Source organism: Kitasatospora sp. NPDC088742 (assembly GCF_055584905.1).
In genome coordinates, this window is record NZ_JBVJLD010000010.1 from 162,685 (window position 1) to 177,112 (window position 14,428).

The window sequence follows — 14,428 nt, forward strand, 5'->3', positions numbered from 1 at the left end:
CCACTGAGGCCCGAAGGGGCCGTCAGGGGCGCGAGGAACTGCGCGAACCGGAAGAAACGCGCCCGTCTGCCAGCCACGGACATTCACCTGCAAGTAGCCATCCGCACCCGGCACCCGGTTCACCACCTCCCGCCCCGCGCAGCTCCCCGCGCCCCGGCATAACCACCATCCACCACCACCCCGGCGGCCCAGCGGCCCGAAGGGGCCGCCAGGGGCGCGAGGAACTGCGCGAACCGGAAGAAACGCGCCCGTCTGCCAGCCACGGACATTCACCTGCAAGTGGCCATCCGCACCCGGCACCCGGTTCACCACCTCCCGCCCCGCGCAGTTCCCCGCGCCCCCGGCATAACCACCGTCCCCCGCCACCGCGCGCAAACCACCAGCCCCGCCGCCGCCCGACAAGGACCCCGCCCCAATGACCCTCGCCGACGACCTCCTGGCCGGCCGTACCCCCTCCGTCAGCGCCGCCGTCCTCCCCCTCACCGCCGCCCAACGCCGCGCACTGCTCCCCGAGTTGAAGACCCTGCGCAAGCAGCTCCGCGACGACTGGCGCCTACGCGCAACTGCCGCCCCCGCCCTGATGGTCGCCGGCGCGGTCTGCCACTCCGCTCCTTCCCAGGCCGCCGCCTGGCTCCGCGCCGCCGAATTCGAAGCCGCCACCGACTGGCACCGCCCGGCCCTGCGCCGCCTGATCGACGCCCAGCCCGACTCCTGGCGGGCCGGGGTCGCCGCCCGGCTGGCCGAGCACCGCCGCCGCACCACCGGCCACGGCTTCTCCGTCCCCTTCCAGGTCACCGAGTACCTGGTCCGCACCACCGGCTGCCCACTGCCGCTCACCGACGCCCTGGTGCTCAACTGGGCCGAGGACCGCTCCTCCCCCCGGCCCCGCCCGGACCTGCCCGGCCGTCTCCCGGTCGGCACCGGCCTGCACGCCCGGCTGCTGGCCGACTCCTTCACCCCTCTCCTCGCCCCGCTGATGTTCGAAGTAACAGGAACCGAGCGGGTGTTGGAGGACAGCTGGACCGGCCAGCCCGAGTCCGACCGCTGGCCCGCCGCCCTGGCCCGCCTCGCCGCCGAGGGCGTGCTCGACCGCGCACCCCTGGTCTCCCGCGCCCTCGCCCGCCTGCTGCGCGGCGGCCGCACGGCCGAACTCCGGCCCGTACTGGCCACCTTGACCACCCTCGCCCCCACCCCGGCCGAGCTCACCACCGAGACCCGCACCCTGCTGGGCCTGCTGGACGGCCCCTCCACCGTGGCCGGCTGGGCCCAGCAGACCCTGATCGAGCTGGACGCCACCGGCGCGCTCGACCCAGGAGCGGTCACCGAAGCCTCCCGCACCGTGCTGTTCCGCACCGAGAAGAAGCTGGTCAAGGCCCAACTCTCCTGGTTGGAGCGGACGGTGAAGCAGGACCCGGCCCGCACCCAGGCGGTGCTGCTCGCCACCGCGGACGCCTACGGCCACCCGGACCGCACCCTCCAGGAGCAGGCCCTCAAGCTGACCGCCCGCCACCTCCAGGCCGCCAGCCCGCAGACCCTGGTCGAACTCCGAATCACCGCAGAGCAGTTGGACCAGGCCCACCACGCCACCGCCACCGAGCTGTTCGGCCTGGCCACCCAGCCCGCCGACCCCACCGCGTACCGCGAGCAGCTCCCGCCCGCCCCGGCGCCACGGCCGGTACCGGGCCCGGTCGGGAGCGCCGCCGAGGCGGCCGAGGAGCTCTCAGCCGCGCTGTCCCGGATCCCGGGCGTCACCGAGTTCGAGCGCACCCTGGACGGCCTGGTCCGCTGGGCCTGGCAGGACGGCCCCGGCCTGGCCGACGCGCTCGGCCCGGTCCTGGCCGCCGCCCCGTACATGCCGCTGCGCTTCGTCGGCGAGGCCGCCGCCGGGCTGGTGACCGCCGAGCAGACGGCGGGCTGGACCACCCACCGGCACTCCCCGTACCGGCGCGACCTGGGGTACCCGTTCCAGGCCCAGATCGCCTCCCGCCTCATCGAGGCGGCCCGCCAACTCACCGGCCAACGCGTCCCGTTGCTGCTCGCCACCCCCACCCTTGAGACCGGTGCGCTCGACCCGGCGGCGCTGGTGGAGCGGCTGGCCCGGTACGAGGAGCTGGACGCCACCCCCGGCCGGGCCGACTACGGACAGGCCCTGCTCCGGGTCACTGCCGCCGCCCCGGAGGTCCGGGCCGCCGCCGCCCGGCTGCGCTCCCCGCACGGGCGCCACCTCGCCCAGTGGCTGCGCACCGGCGGCCTGCCGCACCAGCCGACCACCCTCCAGCGCACCGGTATCAGCAGGACGTCCTGGCGAGAGGCCACGGACTACCGCTCGGCCGCCCAGCCGGGCGTCGACCCCGCCACCCTCCCCGAACTCTCCACCGGCACCCCGTGGTTGACCGGCTACGCGGCCACCCTCACCGGGCCCTCGGCGGAGCTGGAGGCGATCGTCCACGAGCTGACACCCACCGCGCACTCGGTGGCCGTGCTGCCCAACCACCGGGAGGAGCTGGCCACCCGGCTGATGCGCCACTTCGTCGAGTTCTCCGCCAACTACGGCACCGGCGACGGCGTCCGGATGCTCCCGTACCTGGCCGAGGCCGACGGCCCGGCGGGCCCGGCCGTCCACCTCGCGCTCGCCCACGCCCTCGGCGCCCAGCGCCCCGAGGACCGGACCGCCGCGGTGGACGCACTGCTGGTACTGGCCTCCCGGGGCGATCTGGCCTCCGAGCTGCTCGGCCGGGAGTGCGCCGAGCTGGCCGGCGAAGGCTCCCTCAAGCCCACCCGCCTGGCCCGGGCCCTGACCACGGCCGCCGAGGCCGGTGCCCACCGCACCGTCTGGGCCGTCCTGGCCGCCGTCCTCCCCGACCTGCTCACCACCGAACCCCCGCGCGGCACCGCCGACTTGATCGCGCTGGCCGCCGACTGCGTCCGCCGCTGCGGCCCCTCCGGTCTCGAACTCCCCGCCCTGGCCGCCCTCACCGCCCGCCCCGGCACCACCAAACTGCTCCAGGAGGCCCGCGCCCTGCACGCCCTGCTCTGAGCCGCCGCAGCCCGAAACCCCAGGGCCCCGCGCCCCGTCAGTCCTCCAGCCCGGACTGACGGACCGTCACGTTCAGCCGCCCGGTCAGCCCGAGCGCCGGATCCGCCGTCCCCGGCAGGGTGCGCGGCACCCCGTGGTACGCGAAGCGCATCGGCCCGCCGAAGACCAGCAGGTCACCGCTGCGCAGCTCGATGTCGGTCCACGGCCTGGTCCTGGTCTCGGTGTTGCCCAGCCGGAAGACGCAGCTGTCACCGAGCGAGAGCGAGACCACGGGCGCGTCCACCCGCTCCTCCTTGTCCTGGTGCAGGCCCATACGGCTGCCGTCCGCGTAGTGGTTGATCACCGCGATGTCCGGCAGGTACCCGACCGCCCCGGCGATCCCCGCCGCCCCGTCCCCGTACGCCTCGGCCACCGCCCGCAGCGCCAACTCGCCCAGCAGCGGCGGGAACGGCTTCACCGGCGCCCCGTCCCCGTCCACCACCGTGCGGACGTAGCGGTACGGGTACCAGTGCCAGCCCATCGAGAAGGAGCGCACCGACATCTCGCCACCGCCCGGCATCCGCACGGTGTGCATCCCGGCCGGCGGCCGGGCCCACTCCCGGCAGGCCTCGACCAGCGCGCGCTGCTCCGCCGGGCCGAGCCAGTCCGGCAGGTGCACCACACCGGGGGCGGGAACGGACCGCTCACGGGGGAAGAGCTCCATACCCCCATCCTCCCAGCCGGCACCCACACCCGCGGACAACGAACGGATCAGCGCATCAGCCCCAACTCCCGTGCGCACTGCGGCCAGGCGCTCCACCCCTGCCGCCGCTGGATCTCCTGCGCGACGGCTATCTGGTGGCGCCGCGGCGCGAGGTCCGGCCGCTCGGCGTAGCGCAGCCCGCCCGTCTCCTGCCAGGTGGGCTGCCAGATCTGGAGCCCGCCGTAGAAGCCGTTGCCGGTGTTGGCGTGCCAGTCGCCGTCGCTCTCGCAGTCGGCCAGCCGCTGCCAGGTGGTGTCCGGGACGGCCCCGTGGGCCGGGGTGGCGGCGGCCAGCGGGAGCAGCGCGGTGGTCAGGGCGAGCAGGAGTGTCGATCGCATGGGCCCATGAAGGCACGGCCCGCGAGACCCGGCACCACCGCCGGGCCGTCCAGGCGACGGAGCCCGGCGTGTCGTGCGGAAACGCCAACGGCCGCCCCTCCGTCAGGAAGGGGCGGCCGTGCTGGCACTTCGTCAGCTCACAGGAGCGTCAGACGGTTCAGAGGTTGATGACCTGGCCCGGGAAGATCAGGTCGGGGTTGGAGCCCAGGACACCGGCGTTGTTGTTGTAGACAACCTTCCAGTCCAGGCCCTTGTCGGCGGCGATCTTGCTCAGGGTGTCGCCGGCCTGGATGGTGTAGTTGCCACCGTTGGACTTGGCCGGGGCCTGGGTCTTCGGGGTGGCGGCCTTCGGAGCGGCCTTCGGGGCCTCGGTGGCCTTCGGGGTGCTCTTCGGCGCGACCTCGGTCTTCGGCGCGGCGGCGGCCTTGGGGGCGGCCGCGGCCTTCTGCTCGGTCTTCGGAGCGGCCTGCTGCTTCGGGGCGGCGGGGCGGCTCTCGGAGCGCGAGGCCTTGGTCTCGGAGGTGGAGCCGGAGGCCGAGGTGTCGACCTGCGGGGCGGCGCCGCCCTTGGTCAGGCCGGCCTTGACGGAGCACACCGGCCAGGCGCCGGGGCCCTGGGAGGCGAGCACCTTCTCGGCGACGGCGATCTGCTGCGCCTTGGTGGCCAGGTTGGCCTGCGAGGCGTACGCGGTGCCGCCGAAGGCGGCCCAGGTGCTGGAGGTGAACTGGAGGCCACCGTAGAAGCCGTTGCCGTTGGCGATGCTCCAGTTACCGGTCGACTCGCACTGCGCGACCTTGTCCCAGGTGGAGACGGAGGCGGCGGAGGCGGACGTCGCCGTGACGAGGCCGGCCACGGGCAGGACGGCGACGGCGCCGCCCATGACAGCCAGACGAACGCGGTTGCGCTTGACGGCGGTGGTGGCAGCGGCGGTCTCGTTACGGAAGGTCATGGGTATCCTCTCGACAATCCCGGGCGGGCAGCCGGAACCAAGCCCCGTGGAGCCAGATCTTCGTCCGCCATGTCCGCAAGACGGGCGTGCGCGTCGCTCTTCCGACGTGCCGCGCCGTCCCGGCAACCTTCCCCGCACACCTGCGCCGCTCGTAGGAGCGTTCACGCTGGTGGGCACCTGCCGCGCCGGGGTGAACCGGTGGGCCGTGCGCCGGGGGGTGAACCCGGGTAGTGCTCGTTGCACTGGTTACGAAGCTACGAGCCGGATCAGCAGATCCCAAACGTTTTCAGGTTTTCCCAGCTCAGACAGCTGTTACCCGCAGTAAAGATCAAGTAAATGTGGGCCCTATGTCCGATTTGACCCCTATTTCCATGATCAAACATCCCCTCCGCATGACCTGGGTCACTTTCGAGCCCCTGTGAGCTCGGGCACAGCATCGACAGATTGCGACCTCCCATCCACACAGCGCAGTCGAAATCGCGGCAAATCCCGTCGCGGCGCCGTTCACCCGTGACCCCAGCCACAAGGGCCCGTTGGTAATGGCGGTCGGGGCTGCCCGCACCACCCCCAGACGAACCGAGGAGTCCCCCGTGCCGCGCTTGCTCGAAGTCAGCGACGAGGTCCGATCCGAGATCGGCGACGACGAAGCAGACAACCTGCTCGCCGGAGCCCACGCCCCCGACAGCTACGACTGTGCTTCCTGCCGGACCCCGGGCAACTCCAGCCGGGAGGCCACCAGCACGGTGCTCTTCGTCGCGGACGAGACCGCGGTGCTCGCCTTCGCCCACGCCCGCTGCATCCCCTCCCAGGTGGTCCCGGTCTCCGAGGACCAGCTGCTCGGCGCCGTCCGCAGCATCAACGAGTCCCAGTCCGCCCCGGCCCCCGCTCCCGTCCCGGCCGCCGCTCCGGCCCCGGCTCCCGCCCCGCTCCCGGCCGCCCCCGCACCGGCGGCCGGCCAGCCCTCGGTCTCCAGCACCGGCCAGCCCGCCGTCCTCGGCATCACCTGCGGCCTGGTGCTCTGCGAGAACACCGGCCACGCCGCCCTGGTGATCGAGCCGACCGGCGCGGTCGGCCGCCCCGGCAACACCTCCGGCGAGGACGAGTTCCTCGACCTCCTCCTGGAGCAGGGCTTCCACCAGGTCATCGACGTGGACAAGGCCCCCGGCCAACTCCCCGGCTGGTCGGTCCTGATGGCGATGGGTCAGCTGCACGCGATCCTGCACCCCACCCCGGCGGGCAGCAACGCCGCCTGGTGGCAGGCCCACCAGCCGCTCCAGGTCACCGAGTCCTGGCGGTCCGCCGCCCGCCAGCTCTCCGCCGTCACCATGTACGCCGCCCCGGCCGGCACCATCGGCCGCCAGCCCCGCGAGGACCTGCTCCGCGCCGCCCTCGACCGGGCCGCCACCCGCGGCCTGCTGGTCGCCGCCTCCCTCCCGCTGGCCGGCACCTGAGCCCCCGGCACACCGTCCGACACACCGTCAGGGGCCCGGCCGTCACCCCCACGCCCGGGCCCCTGACGCACCTCCGGCCCCAGGCCTCCCACCGGACCCTCGACATCGCCGCAGGTCGGCATAGGCCACCACCCGCGCTGCCCGCATCCCCGGCCGGACTGGCTCGTTGGTTCCTGCGTGTACAGCTACGAGGCCGCCGCCGCCCACCGTCAGCCCACGACCCGTCCCATCCCGGGCATGCGCCCGTCGTACGACGCCGAGCACCCGAGCTCACCGACGCCGATCTACGACGCGCTGTACTCCGAGTACCGCCGCCTCTTCCGCGCCCTGCCGGGCGACCGCTCCGGCGAGGAGTCGATGCGCTTCGAGGGCTTCGCCACCCGCTCCCCGTACGACAGCCCCCAGCGCCCCGAGCCGTACCCGCCGCAGCAGCAGACCTTCCACACCTACCCGGGCCACGCCCAGGGCACCCCGCAGTTCATGCCCGCCCAGCAGAGCTACCCGAGCACCGGCCAGGGCTGGGTCGCCACCGGCTACCTCTCCCCCACCACTGTCGGCGGCCGCCACCGCAGCAGCCCGATGCTCTCCCTCCCCCCGGGCCAGTACTGACCCACACAGAAAAGGGAAGGGCCCGGGCTGTCCTCAGCCCGGGCCCTTCCCCTATTACTGCTATTACTGCCTACTTGGTGCGCTTGCGCTTCTCCCGCACGCGGACCGAGATCGAGATCGGCGTCCCGACGAAGCCGAACTCCTCGCGCAGCCGGCGCTCGACGAAGCGGCGGTAGCCCGCCTCCAGGAAGCCGGAGGCGAACAGGATGAAGCGCGGCGGCCGGATGCCGGCCTGGGTGCCGAACAGGATGCGCGGCTGCTTGCCACCACGGATCGGGTGCGGGTGGGCGGCCACCAGCTCACCGAGGAAGGCGTTCAGCCGGGCGGTCGGGACACGGGTCTCCCAACCCTCCAGCGCGGTCTCGATCGCCGGGACGAGCTTCTCCATGTGCCGGCCGGTCTTGGCCGAGACGTTCACCCGGGGCGCCCACTGGACCTGCACCAGGTCCCGCTCGATCTCGCGCTCCAGGTAGTAGCGGCGCTCCTCGTCGAGCTGGTCCCACTTGTTGTAGGCGACGACCACGGCGCGCCCGGCCTCGACGGCCATCGAGATGATCCGGGTGTCCTGCTCGGCCAGGGTCTCGCTGGCGTCGATCAGGACCACCGCGACCTCGGCCTTCTCCAGCGCGGAGGAGGTGCGCAGCGAGGCGTAGTAGTCGGCGCCGGCGGTCAGGTGCACCCGGCGGCGGATACCGGCGGTGTCCACGAACTTCCAGGTCTTGCCGCCGAGTTCGATCATCTCGTCGACCGGGTCACGGGTGGTTCCGGCCAGCTCGTTGACGACCACCCGCTCCTCGCCCGCCACCTTGTTCAGCAGGCTGGACTTGCCGACGTTCGGACGGCCGATCAGCGCGATCCGGCGCGGGCCGCCGATCGGGTTGCCGTCGAAGGTCTGCGGCGGGGCCTCGGGCAGCGCGGCCAGCACCGCGTCCAGCAGGTCGCCGGAGCCGCGGCCGTGCAGGGCCGAGACGGGGTACGGCTCGCCCAGGCCCAGCGACCACAGGTACGCGGCCTCGGCCTCGGTGGACGGGCCGTCCACCTTGTTGGCGCAGAGCACGGTCGGCTTGCCGGCCCGGCGGATCAGCTTGATCAGCGCCTCGTCGGTGTCGGTGGCGCCGACGGTGGCGTCCACCACGAAGAGCACCGCGTCGGCCTGCTCGATGCCGAGCTCGGCCTGCGCGGCGACCATCGCGTCGAGGCCGAGGACGTCGATCTCCCAGCCACCGGTGTCGACCAGCTTGAAGCGGCGGCCGTTCCAGGTCGCCTCGTAGGTGACCCGGTCACGGGTGACGCCCGGCTTGTCCTCGACGACCGCCTCACGGCGGCCGATGATGCGGTTGACCAGGGTCGACTTGCCGACGTTCGGGCGGCCGACCACGGCCAGCACCGGCAGCGGGCCCTCGATCTCGCCGTCGAGGAACTCGCCGTCGATGCCCTCCTCAGCGGCCATCGCCATGAACTCGGCGTAGTCGGCGGCGTCGAGCTCGCCGTAGGAGTCGTTGTCGTTGCTCATGTTCCGTACTTCCGTTTCCCGGCCCGTCCCTTCCCAGGGATGCGCCGTGCGTACCTGCCCCACGGGGGCAGCGCGGTGCGTCCGGCCGGAACCTCCGGCAGACGCGAGAGAGTGAGCGGTCGTCAGACCGCGAGACCGGCCCGCTGCTCGACCAGGGCGGCGATGGTGCCGATCACCTGGTCCAGCGTCAGGTCGCTGGTGTCCACCAGGACGGCGTCGGCCGCCTGGGTGAGGGGGGCGGTCTCCCGGGAGGAGTCCGCCGCGTCCCGGCGGGCCAGATCGGCGGCCATCGCGGTGATGGTCGCCTCGTCCAGGCCCTTGGCCCGCAGCTCGGTGGCCCGGCGCTCGGCGCGGGCCGCCTCGGAGGCGGTGAGGAAGATCTTGACGGTGGCGTCCGGGAAGACCACCGACCCCATGTCCCGGCCCTCGGCGACGATGCCGCGCTCCGCGACCCGGGCGCAGCCCCGCTGCAGCTCGACCAGCCGGGCCCGCACCTGCGGGACGGCGGCCACGGCGCTGACCTGCGAGGTGACCTCCTGGCCGCGGATCGGGCCGGAGACGTCCTGGCCGTCCACCGTGATGGTGGGGCCGGCCGCGTCGGTGCCGGAGACGATCACCGGCTTGGAGCAGGCGATGGCCACCGCCTCGGGGTCGTTGACGTCGACCTCGTTGGCGAGCATCCACCAGGTCATCGCGCGGTACATCGCGCCGGTGTCCAGGAAGCTCAGCCCCAGCCGGGCGGCGACCGCCCGGGAGACGGTCGACTTGCCGGAGCCGGAGGGTCCGTCGATGGCGACGACGACCGGGGCGTTCGCTCGGTCGGCAGTGTCCACGGCGTGAACCTCTCTTCGTACTGCAGGCAGGGGACCACCTCTAGGTTAGTCGACCCGCCGGGCTTCCCCGGCCATGACCGCAAGCGACTAAGACAAACGTCTTGCACGCTTGTACAAATCCTCGCTAGAGTTCAGCTCACCGAACCGCACCCGCCCTGCCCCCACTTCGAGGAGCTGTCACCATGACCGCCGCCACCACCGCCGCCACCACCCCCGTCCGCTCGACCCTCGTCCTGGCCGACGGCCGCCGCCTCTCCTGGCTGGACTTCGGCGGCGCCGGCCGCCCGCTGCTGGCCCTGCACGGCCACCTCTCCGAGGGCGCCGACTTCACCGAGGTGGCCCGCCTGCTCGCCCCCGAGTGGCGGGTGATCGCCCCCGACCTGCGCGGGCACGGCGACTCCGACCGGGCGGCGGACTACGACCGCGAGGGCTACCTCGCCGACGTGGTGGCCCTGCTGCACCACCTCGGGCTCGGCCCGCTCCCGGTGCTCGGCCACTCCGGCGGCGGCATCACCGCCTACCAGCTGGCGGCCCGTCACCCCGAGCTGGTCTCCGCCCTGATCGACGAGGAGGGCCCGGCCGAGCTGCCGGACGGCCCCAGCCCGCTCTCCTTCGTCCTGGCCCTCCCCTACACCGCCCCCGGCCGCGAGGAGCTGCTCGCCGCCCTCGGCCCGATCGCCGCGATGGTCGGCGAGCGCCTGCGCCCGCTCCCGGACGGCTCCTGGCGGCTGCCCTTCCACCCCGGGGACACCGTCCGCTCCGAGAGCCAGGTGCACGGCGACCACTGGGCCGACTGGCTGGGCAGCCACTGCCCGGCCCTGCTGGTCAGCGGCAACCGGATGCCCTGCCTGCCCGCCCCGCTCGCCACCGCGATGACCACCCGCCGCCCGGGCACCGAGCTGGTCACCCTGGACGCCGACCACTTCGTCCACACCGCCGCCCCGGCCGCCTTCGCCGAGGCCGTCCGCGCCTTCCTGTCCCGCCTCTGAGGCCCCGTCAGCCCCGCCCCCAGCCGCCCGCCGGCAGTGCGACGTACCCGGCCCGCACCGGTCCACCTCCGGCTGCCATGATCACCCTCATGACGTTCAAGGTCGCCGTCCTCGCCTCCCACGCCGGCTCCAACCTCCGGGCCCTGACCGCCGACGCCCGGCTCCCCGGCTCCGGCTACGCCGTCGCCCTGGTGGTCAGCAACAACAGCGGCTCCGGCGCGCTCGACCACGCCCGCGAGCTCGGCATCCCGGCCCTGCACCTGTCCGGCCGCACCCACCCGGACCCCGAACTGCTCGACCGGGCCCTGCTGGACGCCCTCGCCCTGCACCGCGCCGACCTGGTGGTGACGGCGGGCTACCTGCGCAAGATCGGCCCGGCCGTGCTCGCCGCGTACGCGGGACGGATCGTCAACGTCCACCCCTCCCTGCTCCCCCGGCACGGCGGTCCGGGCATGCACGGCGCCCACGTGCACGCGGCCGTGCTCGCCGCCGGGGACACCGTCTCCGGTGCCTCCGTCCACCAGGTGACGGCGGAGTACGACGAGGGCCCGGTGATCGCCCGTCAGGAGGTGCCGGTCCTCCCGGCGGACACCCCGGAGACCCTGGCCGCCCGCGTCCTCACCGCCGAGCACACGCTCCTCCCGGCCACCGTCCGCCACCTCGCCACGGCCGCCACCGGCTGACCCCCCGTCACTCCTCCTCCGTCCGCCCCGGAAACGCCGGAAGGCCTCGCCGGGGGAATCGGCGAGGCCTTCCCGTGCGTCACCCGCAGGTTCAGCCGGCCGGGTACTTGTAACCGATCTTCAGCAGGCTCACCAGCACCGGCACCGCCAGCACCAGCACCACTCCGGGCACCATCGGGTCGAGCAGGTACCAGGCACCGGGCGACTGCAGTCCGACGAAGGCGGCCGCGGCCACCGCCGGCACGTGCGGGGCCTTGAGCAGCGCCAGCGCCAGGACGGTGAGCGCCACCGCCACCCCGGTCGTGTAGTGCGAGTGTCCGAACACCTCGGTCACCGCCAGCGCGACCAGCACCGACACCGGGTACGAGATCAGCACCGCCCGGGGCGTCGCCAGCGGAGCACTGGGGGCCAGCGCCAGCACGGCGGCGGTGGCGATGTACGGGATGGCGAACACATGCAGGCCGGTCAGCTGCTGGAAGACGGCCAGCAGCAGCACCGAAGCGAGCGCCACGCCTCCGGCGGTCAGCGCCGCCCGTCGGCCGGCAAGGACGCGGAGCAGGGAAACGGGCGGCCTGGTGGCAGTGGACTCGGACATCGGACTCCTCCTCGGGAGCGGCAGGGCATACGGGACGGGACGGTACGCCGGTCGCCCGCCTGCCTGCTGGCGGTACGTCAGGTCAGGCGTTGCGGACGAGGAACTCGCGGATCAGCGCGGCGATCTCCGGCCCGTGGCTCTCCAGGGCGAAGTGCCCGGCGTCGAGCAGGTGGATCTCGGCGTCCGGCAGGTCGTCGGCGTAGGCGACGGCGCCGGCCTCGCCGAAGATCTCGTCGTTCCTGCCCCAGGTGATCAGCGTCGGGGGCCGGTGGGTGCGGAAGTACTCCTGGAAGGCGGGGTAGTCGCCGAGGTTGAACTGGTAGTCCCAGAACAGCTGGAGCTGCACCTCCTTGTTGCCCGGACGGTCCAGGCCCGCCTGGTCCAGCAGCCACGCCTCGGGGGCGATCCGCTCCAGGCGGTCCTCCGGCACACCGTGGGTGTACTGCCACTCGGTGGCCTCGACGGTGAGCAGCTTGCGCACCTCGGGCTCGTGGGCCGGGCGGTCGGCCGCGTGGTCGAAGAGCACCTTCCAGAAGGGAGTGAAGCCCGCCTCGTAGGCGTTGCCGCTCTGCACGATCAGACCGGAGACGCGCTCCGGGTGGGCGGAGGCGATCCGCAGGCCGATCGGGGAGCCGTAGTCGTGGATGTAGAGGAAGAACTTCTCGAGGCCGAGCTGGTCCAGCAGCCCGAGGGTCAGCCGGCTGAGGTTCGCGAAGCTGTACTCGAAGTCCTCGACGGCCGGGGCGGCCGAGCGGCCGAACCCGACATGGTCGGGGGCGATCAGGTGGTATTCGTCGGCAAGGTCTGCGATCAAGTTGCGGAACATGTGCGAGCTGGACGGGAAACCGTGCAGCAGGACCAGAGTGGGCTTGGTCGGGTCACCGGCTTCGCGGTAGGCGAGCTCCACCCCGTCGACGCGGGCGGTTCGGTACCGGGTGGCGAAGGCGGTCATGACGGGCTCCTTGATAAGAAGTGAACAAAAGTAGAGAACGAGCGTTCTCCTCGCAGGGCAGGAGAACCTTCGTTCTCCCGCCCTGAGGTATACAGTAGAGAACCTTCGTTCTCGATGCAAGGGGAGATCACTCATGGACGCCGAGACAGCCGAACTCCGAGTGCTCGACAGCGCCGAGGAGCTGTTCAACGAACGAGGTGTGCAGTCCGTCGGGATGGACGCCATCCGGACCGCTTCAGGCGTGTCGCTGAAGCGCCTCTACCAGCTCTTCCCGTCCAAGGACGACCTGGTCGGAGCCGTGCTCCGCCGCCGCAGCGTGACCTCCGACGAGGCGATCCTGACCCACGCCCGCCCGGGCGCGAGCCCCCGCGAGCGGATACTCGACGTCTTCGACCACCTCGCCGAGTGGTTCGCCCAGCCCACCTTCCGCGGCTGCAACTTCATCAACTCGTTCGGCGAGCTCGGCGGGGTCTCCAGCGAGGTCACCGAGCTCGCCCGCGCCCACAAGCAGAGCCTCAACAACCACTTCCGGGTCCTGGTCTCCGCCGCCGGCGGCCCGCCCCTGCTGGCCGACCAACTGTCCATCCTGGCCAACGGCGCGATGGCCACGGCCGGCATCATGGGCACCCCCGAGACCGCCGGCCAGGCCCGCGCGGCCGCCGAGACCCTCCTCGACGCGATGCTGCCGCCCCGGCCCTGACCGGCCGTCACCCCGAGCCCTCGCAGCCCTCGCGGCCTCAGGCCCGCAGCACCCGCTCCAGGCGGTCCAGCTCCGCGAGCACCCTCCGCCCCAACTCCCCCACGCCCCGGGCCGCCTCGCCGGCGAGCCCCGGGTGCGCGGGCAGCACGTGGCCCGCCGCCCCGGCCTGCACGGTCATCGCCGTCAGGTCGTGCGCGATCACGTCGTGCAGCTCCACCGCCATCCGGGCCCGCACGGCCGACAGCGCCAGCTCCTCCCGGGCCCGCTCCGCACGGTCCGTCAACTCCCGGGCCACCGCCTGCCGGGCCCTGGCCCACACGCCCGCGCCCCAGGCCGCCACGAACGGCACCGAGCAGAGCACCGCCATCTCCGACAGCTCCCAGGGCGCGAAGGGGCGCAGACCGCCGTCGGCCACCCCGCGCACCACCAGCGCCGGGCCCACCAGCACCGCCGCCCCCAGGGCGATCCGCGCCGTGCGCACCGACCCCCGGAACGCCCCCCAGCGCGCCAGCACCAGGAAGCCCAGGTCCGGCCACTGCAACGGCGCCCCGCCCGCCAGCAGCCCGGCCCCGAGGACCACCGCCACCAGCGTCACCGCGTCCGGGTACCGGCGGCGCAGCAGCGCCAGCCCGGCGAACACCGTCCCCAGCGCGAGGCCGCCGTACTGCGGCAGGCCGTCCGGCCCCGGCGCGGCGACGGTCTCCCGCAGGCCCAGCAGCAACAGGACCAGCGCCCAGAGCGCGTCACCGACGACGGGGTACCTGAGGAACCACTCATGGAGTCGGTACACGCCCCCACGCTACGGAGCGCCCCCCGCCCCCGCGTCACCCGCCGGACCGAGCCCCCTCCTCCTCAGGAGGTACCTCCCGATGCCCGAAGGGGCCGCCTCCCCGACGCGGCCGGGCCCGCGCCGCCGAGGAGGCGGTCCCTAGTGCCGTGCACGGCACTAGTAGGGCTTGGTCAGGTGTACTCGCCGGTGGCGTGTCTTGCTGCCGGTTGGCGCGTTGATGGTGTGTGACACCTGGGGAGATGGATCA

14 protein-coding genes are annotated in these 14,428 nt (G+C 73.3%); 6 read left to right on the forward strand and 8 right to left on the reverse strand.

Annotation, left to right across the window (positions count from 1 at the left end; translation table 11 throughout):
• Positions 1–415: 415 nt before the first annotated feature.
• Positions 416–3,037 (forward strand): DUF6493 family protein, encoded by a 2,622-nt coding sequence (locus tag ACZ6ZR_RS11670; RefSeq protein ID WP_465641844.1) that lies wholly within the window; start codon positions 416–418, stop codon positions 3,035–3,037.
• Positions 3,038–3,074: 37 nt separating this feature from the next.
• Here ACZ6ZR_RS11670 and ACZ6ZR_RS11675 read toward each other — a convergent pair whose 3' ends face one another.
• The 3 genes from ACZ6ZR_RS11675 to ACZ6ZR_RS11685 form a co-directional block, all read right to left on the reverse strand.
• Positions 3,075–3,740 (reverse strand): alpha-ketoglutarate-dependent dioxygenase AlkB family protein, encoded by a 666-nt coding sequence (locus ACZ6ZR_RS11675; RefSeq protein ID WP_465641845.1) that lies wholly within the window; start codon positions 3,738–3,740, stop codon positions 3,075–3,077.
• A gap of 47 nt (positions 3,741–3,787) precedes the next feature.
• The gene (locus ACZ6ZR_RS11680) at positions 3,788–4,117 is read right to left on the reverse strand and encodes a transglycosylase family protein (protein WP_465641847.1); all 330 of its coding nucleotides are present in this window, start codon (positions 4,115–4,117) and stop codon (positions 3,788–3,790) included.
• Positions 4,118–4,274: 157 nt separating this feature from the next.
• Positions 4,275–5,066 carry a transglycosylase family protein gene (locus ACZ6ZR_RS11685; protein ID WP_465641849.1) on the reverse strand — a complete coding sequence of 264 codons (792 nt, stop codon included), beginning with the start codon at positions 5,064–5,066 and terminating at the stop codon, positions 4,275–4,277.
• A 590-nt stretch (positions 5,067–5,656) separates the two neighbouring features.
• Here ACZ6ZR_RS11685 and ACZ6ZR_RS11690 point away from each other — a divergent pair.
• Both ACZ6ZR_RS11690 and ACZ6ZR_RS11695 read left to right on the forward strand, forming a co-directional pair.
• Complete coding sequence (locus ACZ6ZR_RS11690; protein ID WP_465641851.1) at positions 5,657–6,517, forward strand: hypothetical protein; 861 nt, start codon at positions 5,657–5,659, stop codon at positions 6,515–6,517.
• A 177-nt stretch (positions 6,518–6,694) separates the two neighbouring features.
• Entirely contained in the window at positions 6,695–7,126 is a 432-nt protein-coding gene (locus tag ACZ6ZR_RS11695; protein ID WP_465641853.1) for a hypothetical protein, read from the forward strand.
• Positions 7,127–7,196: 70 nt separating this feature from the next.
• On the opposite strand, the gene der is transcribed toward ACZ6ZR_RS11695, so the two are convergent.
• Positions 7,197–8,639, reverse strand: coding sequence for a ribosome biogenesis GTPase Der (der, locus tag ACZ6ZR_RS11700; RefSeq protein WP_465641855.1), 1,443 nt, complete (start codon positions 8,637–8,639; stop codon positions 7,197–7,199).
• A 122-nt stretch (positions 8,640–8,761) separates the two neighbouring features.
• Positions 8,762–9,472 carry a (d)CMP kinase gene (gene cmk, locus ACZ6ZR_RS11705; RefSeq protein ID WP_465641857.1) on the reverse strand — a complete coding sequence of 237 codons (711 nt, stop codon included), beginning with the start codon at positions 9,470–9,472 and terminating at the stop codon, positions 8,762–8,764.
• Positions 9,473–9,654: 182 nt separating this feature from the next.
• Here cmk and ACZ6ZR_RS11710 point away from each other — a divergent pair, with 182 nt between their 5' ends.
• Together ACZ6ZR_RS11710 and purN are read left to right on the forward strand one after the other, a co-directional pair.
• Positions 9,655–10,461: an alpha/beta fold hydrolase gene (locus ACZ6ZR_RS11710; RefSeq protein WP_465641859.1), complete on the forward strand. Its 807-nt coding sequence runs from the start codon at positions 9,655–9,657 to the stop codon at positions 10,459–10,461.
• 89 nt (positions 10,462–10,550) lie between these two features.
• Complete coding sequence (gene purN, locus ACZ6ZR_RS11715) at positions 10,551–11,144, forward strand: phosphoribosylglycinamide formyltransferase (RefSeq protein WP_465641861.1); 594 nt, start codon at positions 10,551–10,553, stop codon at positions 11,142–11,144.
• 91 nt (positions 11,145–11,235) lie between these two features.
• Here the strand turns inward: purN and ACZ6ZR_RS11720 are convergent, their stop codons facing one another.
• The gene (locus ACZ6ZR_RS11720) at positions 11,236–11,739 is read right to left on the reverse strand and encodes an HPP family protein (RefSeq protein WP_465641863.1); all 504 of its coding nucleotides are present in this window, start codon (positions 11,737–11,739) and stop codon (positions 11,236–11,238) included.
• A gap of 82 nt (positions 11,740–11,821) precedes the next feature.
• Positions 11,822–12,691 (reverse strand): alpha/beta fold hydrolase, encoded by an 870-nt coding sequence (locus tag ACZ6ZR_RS11725; protein ID WP_465641865.1) that lies wholly within the window; start codon positions 12,689–12,691, stop codon positions 11,822–11,824.
• Between the two features lie 133 nt (positions 12,692–12,824).
• Between ACZ6ZR_RS11725 and ACZ6ZR_RS11730 the strand changes: the two genes are divergently transcribed.
• Positions 12,825–13,391, forward strand: coding sequence for a TetR/AcrR family transcriptional regulator (locus ACZ6ZR_RS11730; protein ID WP_465641867.1), 567 nt, complete (start codon positions 12,825–12,827; stop codon positions 13,389–13,391).
• A gap of 37 nt (positions 13,392–13,428) precedes the next feature.
• On the opposite strand, the gene ACZ6ZR_RS11735 is transcribed toward ACZ6ZR_RS11730, so the two are convergent.
• Positions 13,429–14,181: a histidine kinase gene (locus ACZ6ZR_RS11735; protein ID WP_465641869.1), complete on the reverse strand. Its 753-nt coding sequence runs from the start codon at positions 14,179–14,181 to the stop codon at positions 13,429–13,431.
• Between the last annotated feature and the right edge of the window lie 247 nt (positions 14,182–14,428).

Bases quoted from the DNA above. Each gene is read 5' to 3' on its own strand.
- ACZ6ZR_RS11730 (WP_465641867.1), top strand. From the start codon at position 12,825: ATGGACGCCGAGACAGCCGAACTCCGAGTGCTCGACAGCGCCGAGGAG.
- ACZ6ZR_RS11680 (WP_465641847.1), bottom strand. From the start codon at position 4,117: ATGCGATCGACACTCCTGCTCGCCCTGACCACCGCGCTGCTCCCGCTG.
- ACZ6ZR_RS11710 (WP_465641859.1), top strand. From the start codon at position 9,655: ATGACCGCCGCCACCACCGCCGCCACCACCCCCGTCCGCTCGACCCTC.
- ACZ6ZR_RS11725 (WP_465641865.1), bottom strand. From the start codon at position 12,691: ATGACCGCCTTCGCCACCCGGTACCGAACCGCCCGCGTCGACGGGGTG.
- ACZ6ZR_RS11670 (WP_465641844.1), top strand. From the start codon at position 416: ATGACCCTCGCCGACGACCTCCTGGCCGGCCGTACCCCCTCCGTCAGC.
- ACZ6ZR_RS11720 (WP_465641863.1), bottom strand. From the start codon at position 11,739: ATGTCCGAGTCCACTGCCACCAGGCCGCCCGTTTCCCTGCTCCGCGTC.
- ACZ6ZR_RS11675 (WP_465641845.1), bottom strand. From the start codon at position 3,740: ATGGAGCTCTTCCCCCGTGAGCGGTCCGTTCCCGCCCCCGGTGTGGTG.
- der (WP_465641855.1), bottom strand. From the start codon at position 8,639: ATGAGCAACGACAACGACTCCTACGGCGAGCTCGACGCCGCCGACTAC.
- purN (WP_465641861.1), top strand. From the start codon at position 10,551: ATGACGTTCAAGGTCGCCGTCCTCGCCTCCCACGCCGGCTCCAACCTC.
- ACZ6ZR_RS11685 (WP_465641849.1), bottom strand. From the start codon at position 5,066: ATGACCTTCCGTAACGAGACCGCCGCTGCCACCACCGCCGTCAAGCGC.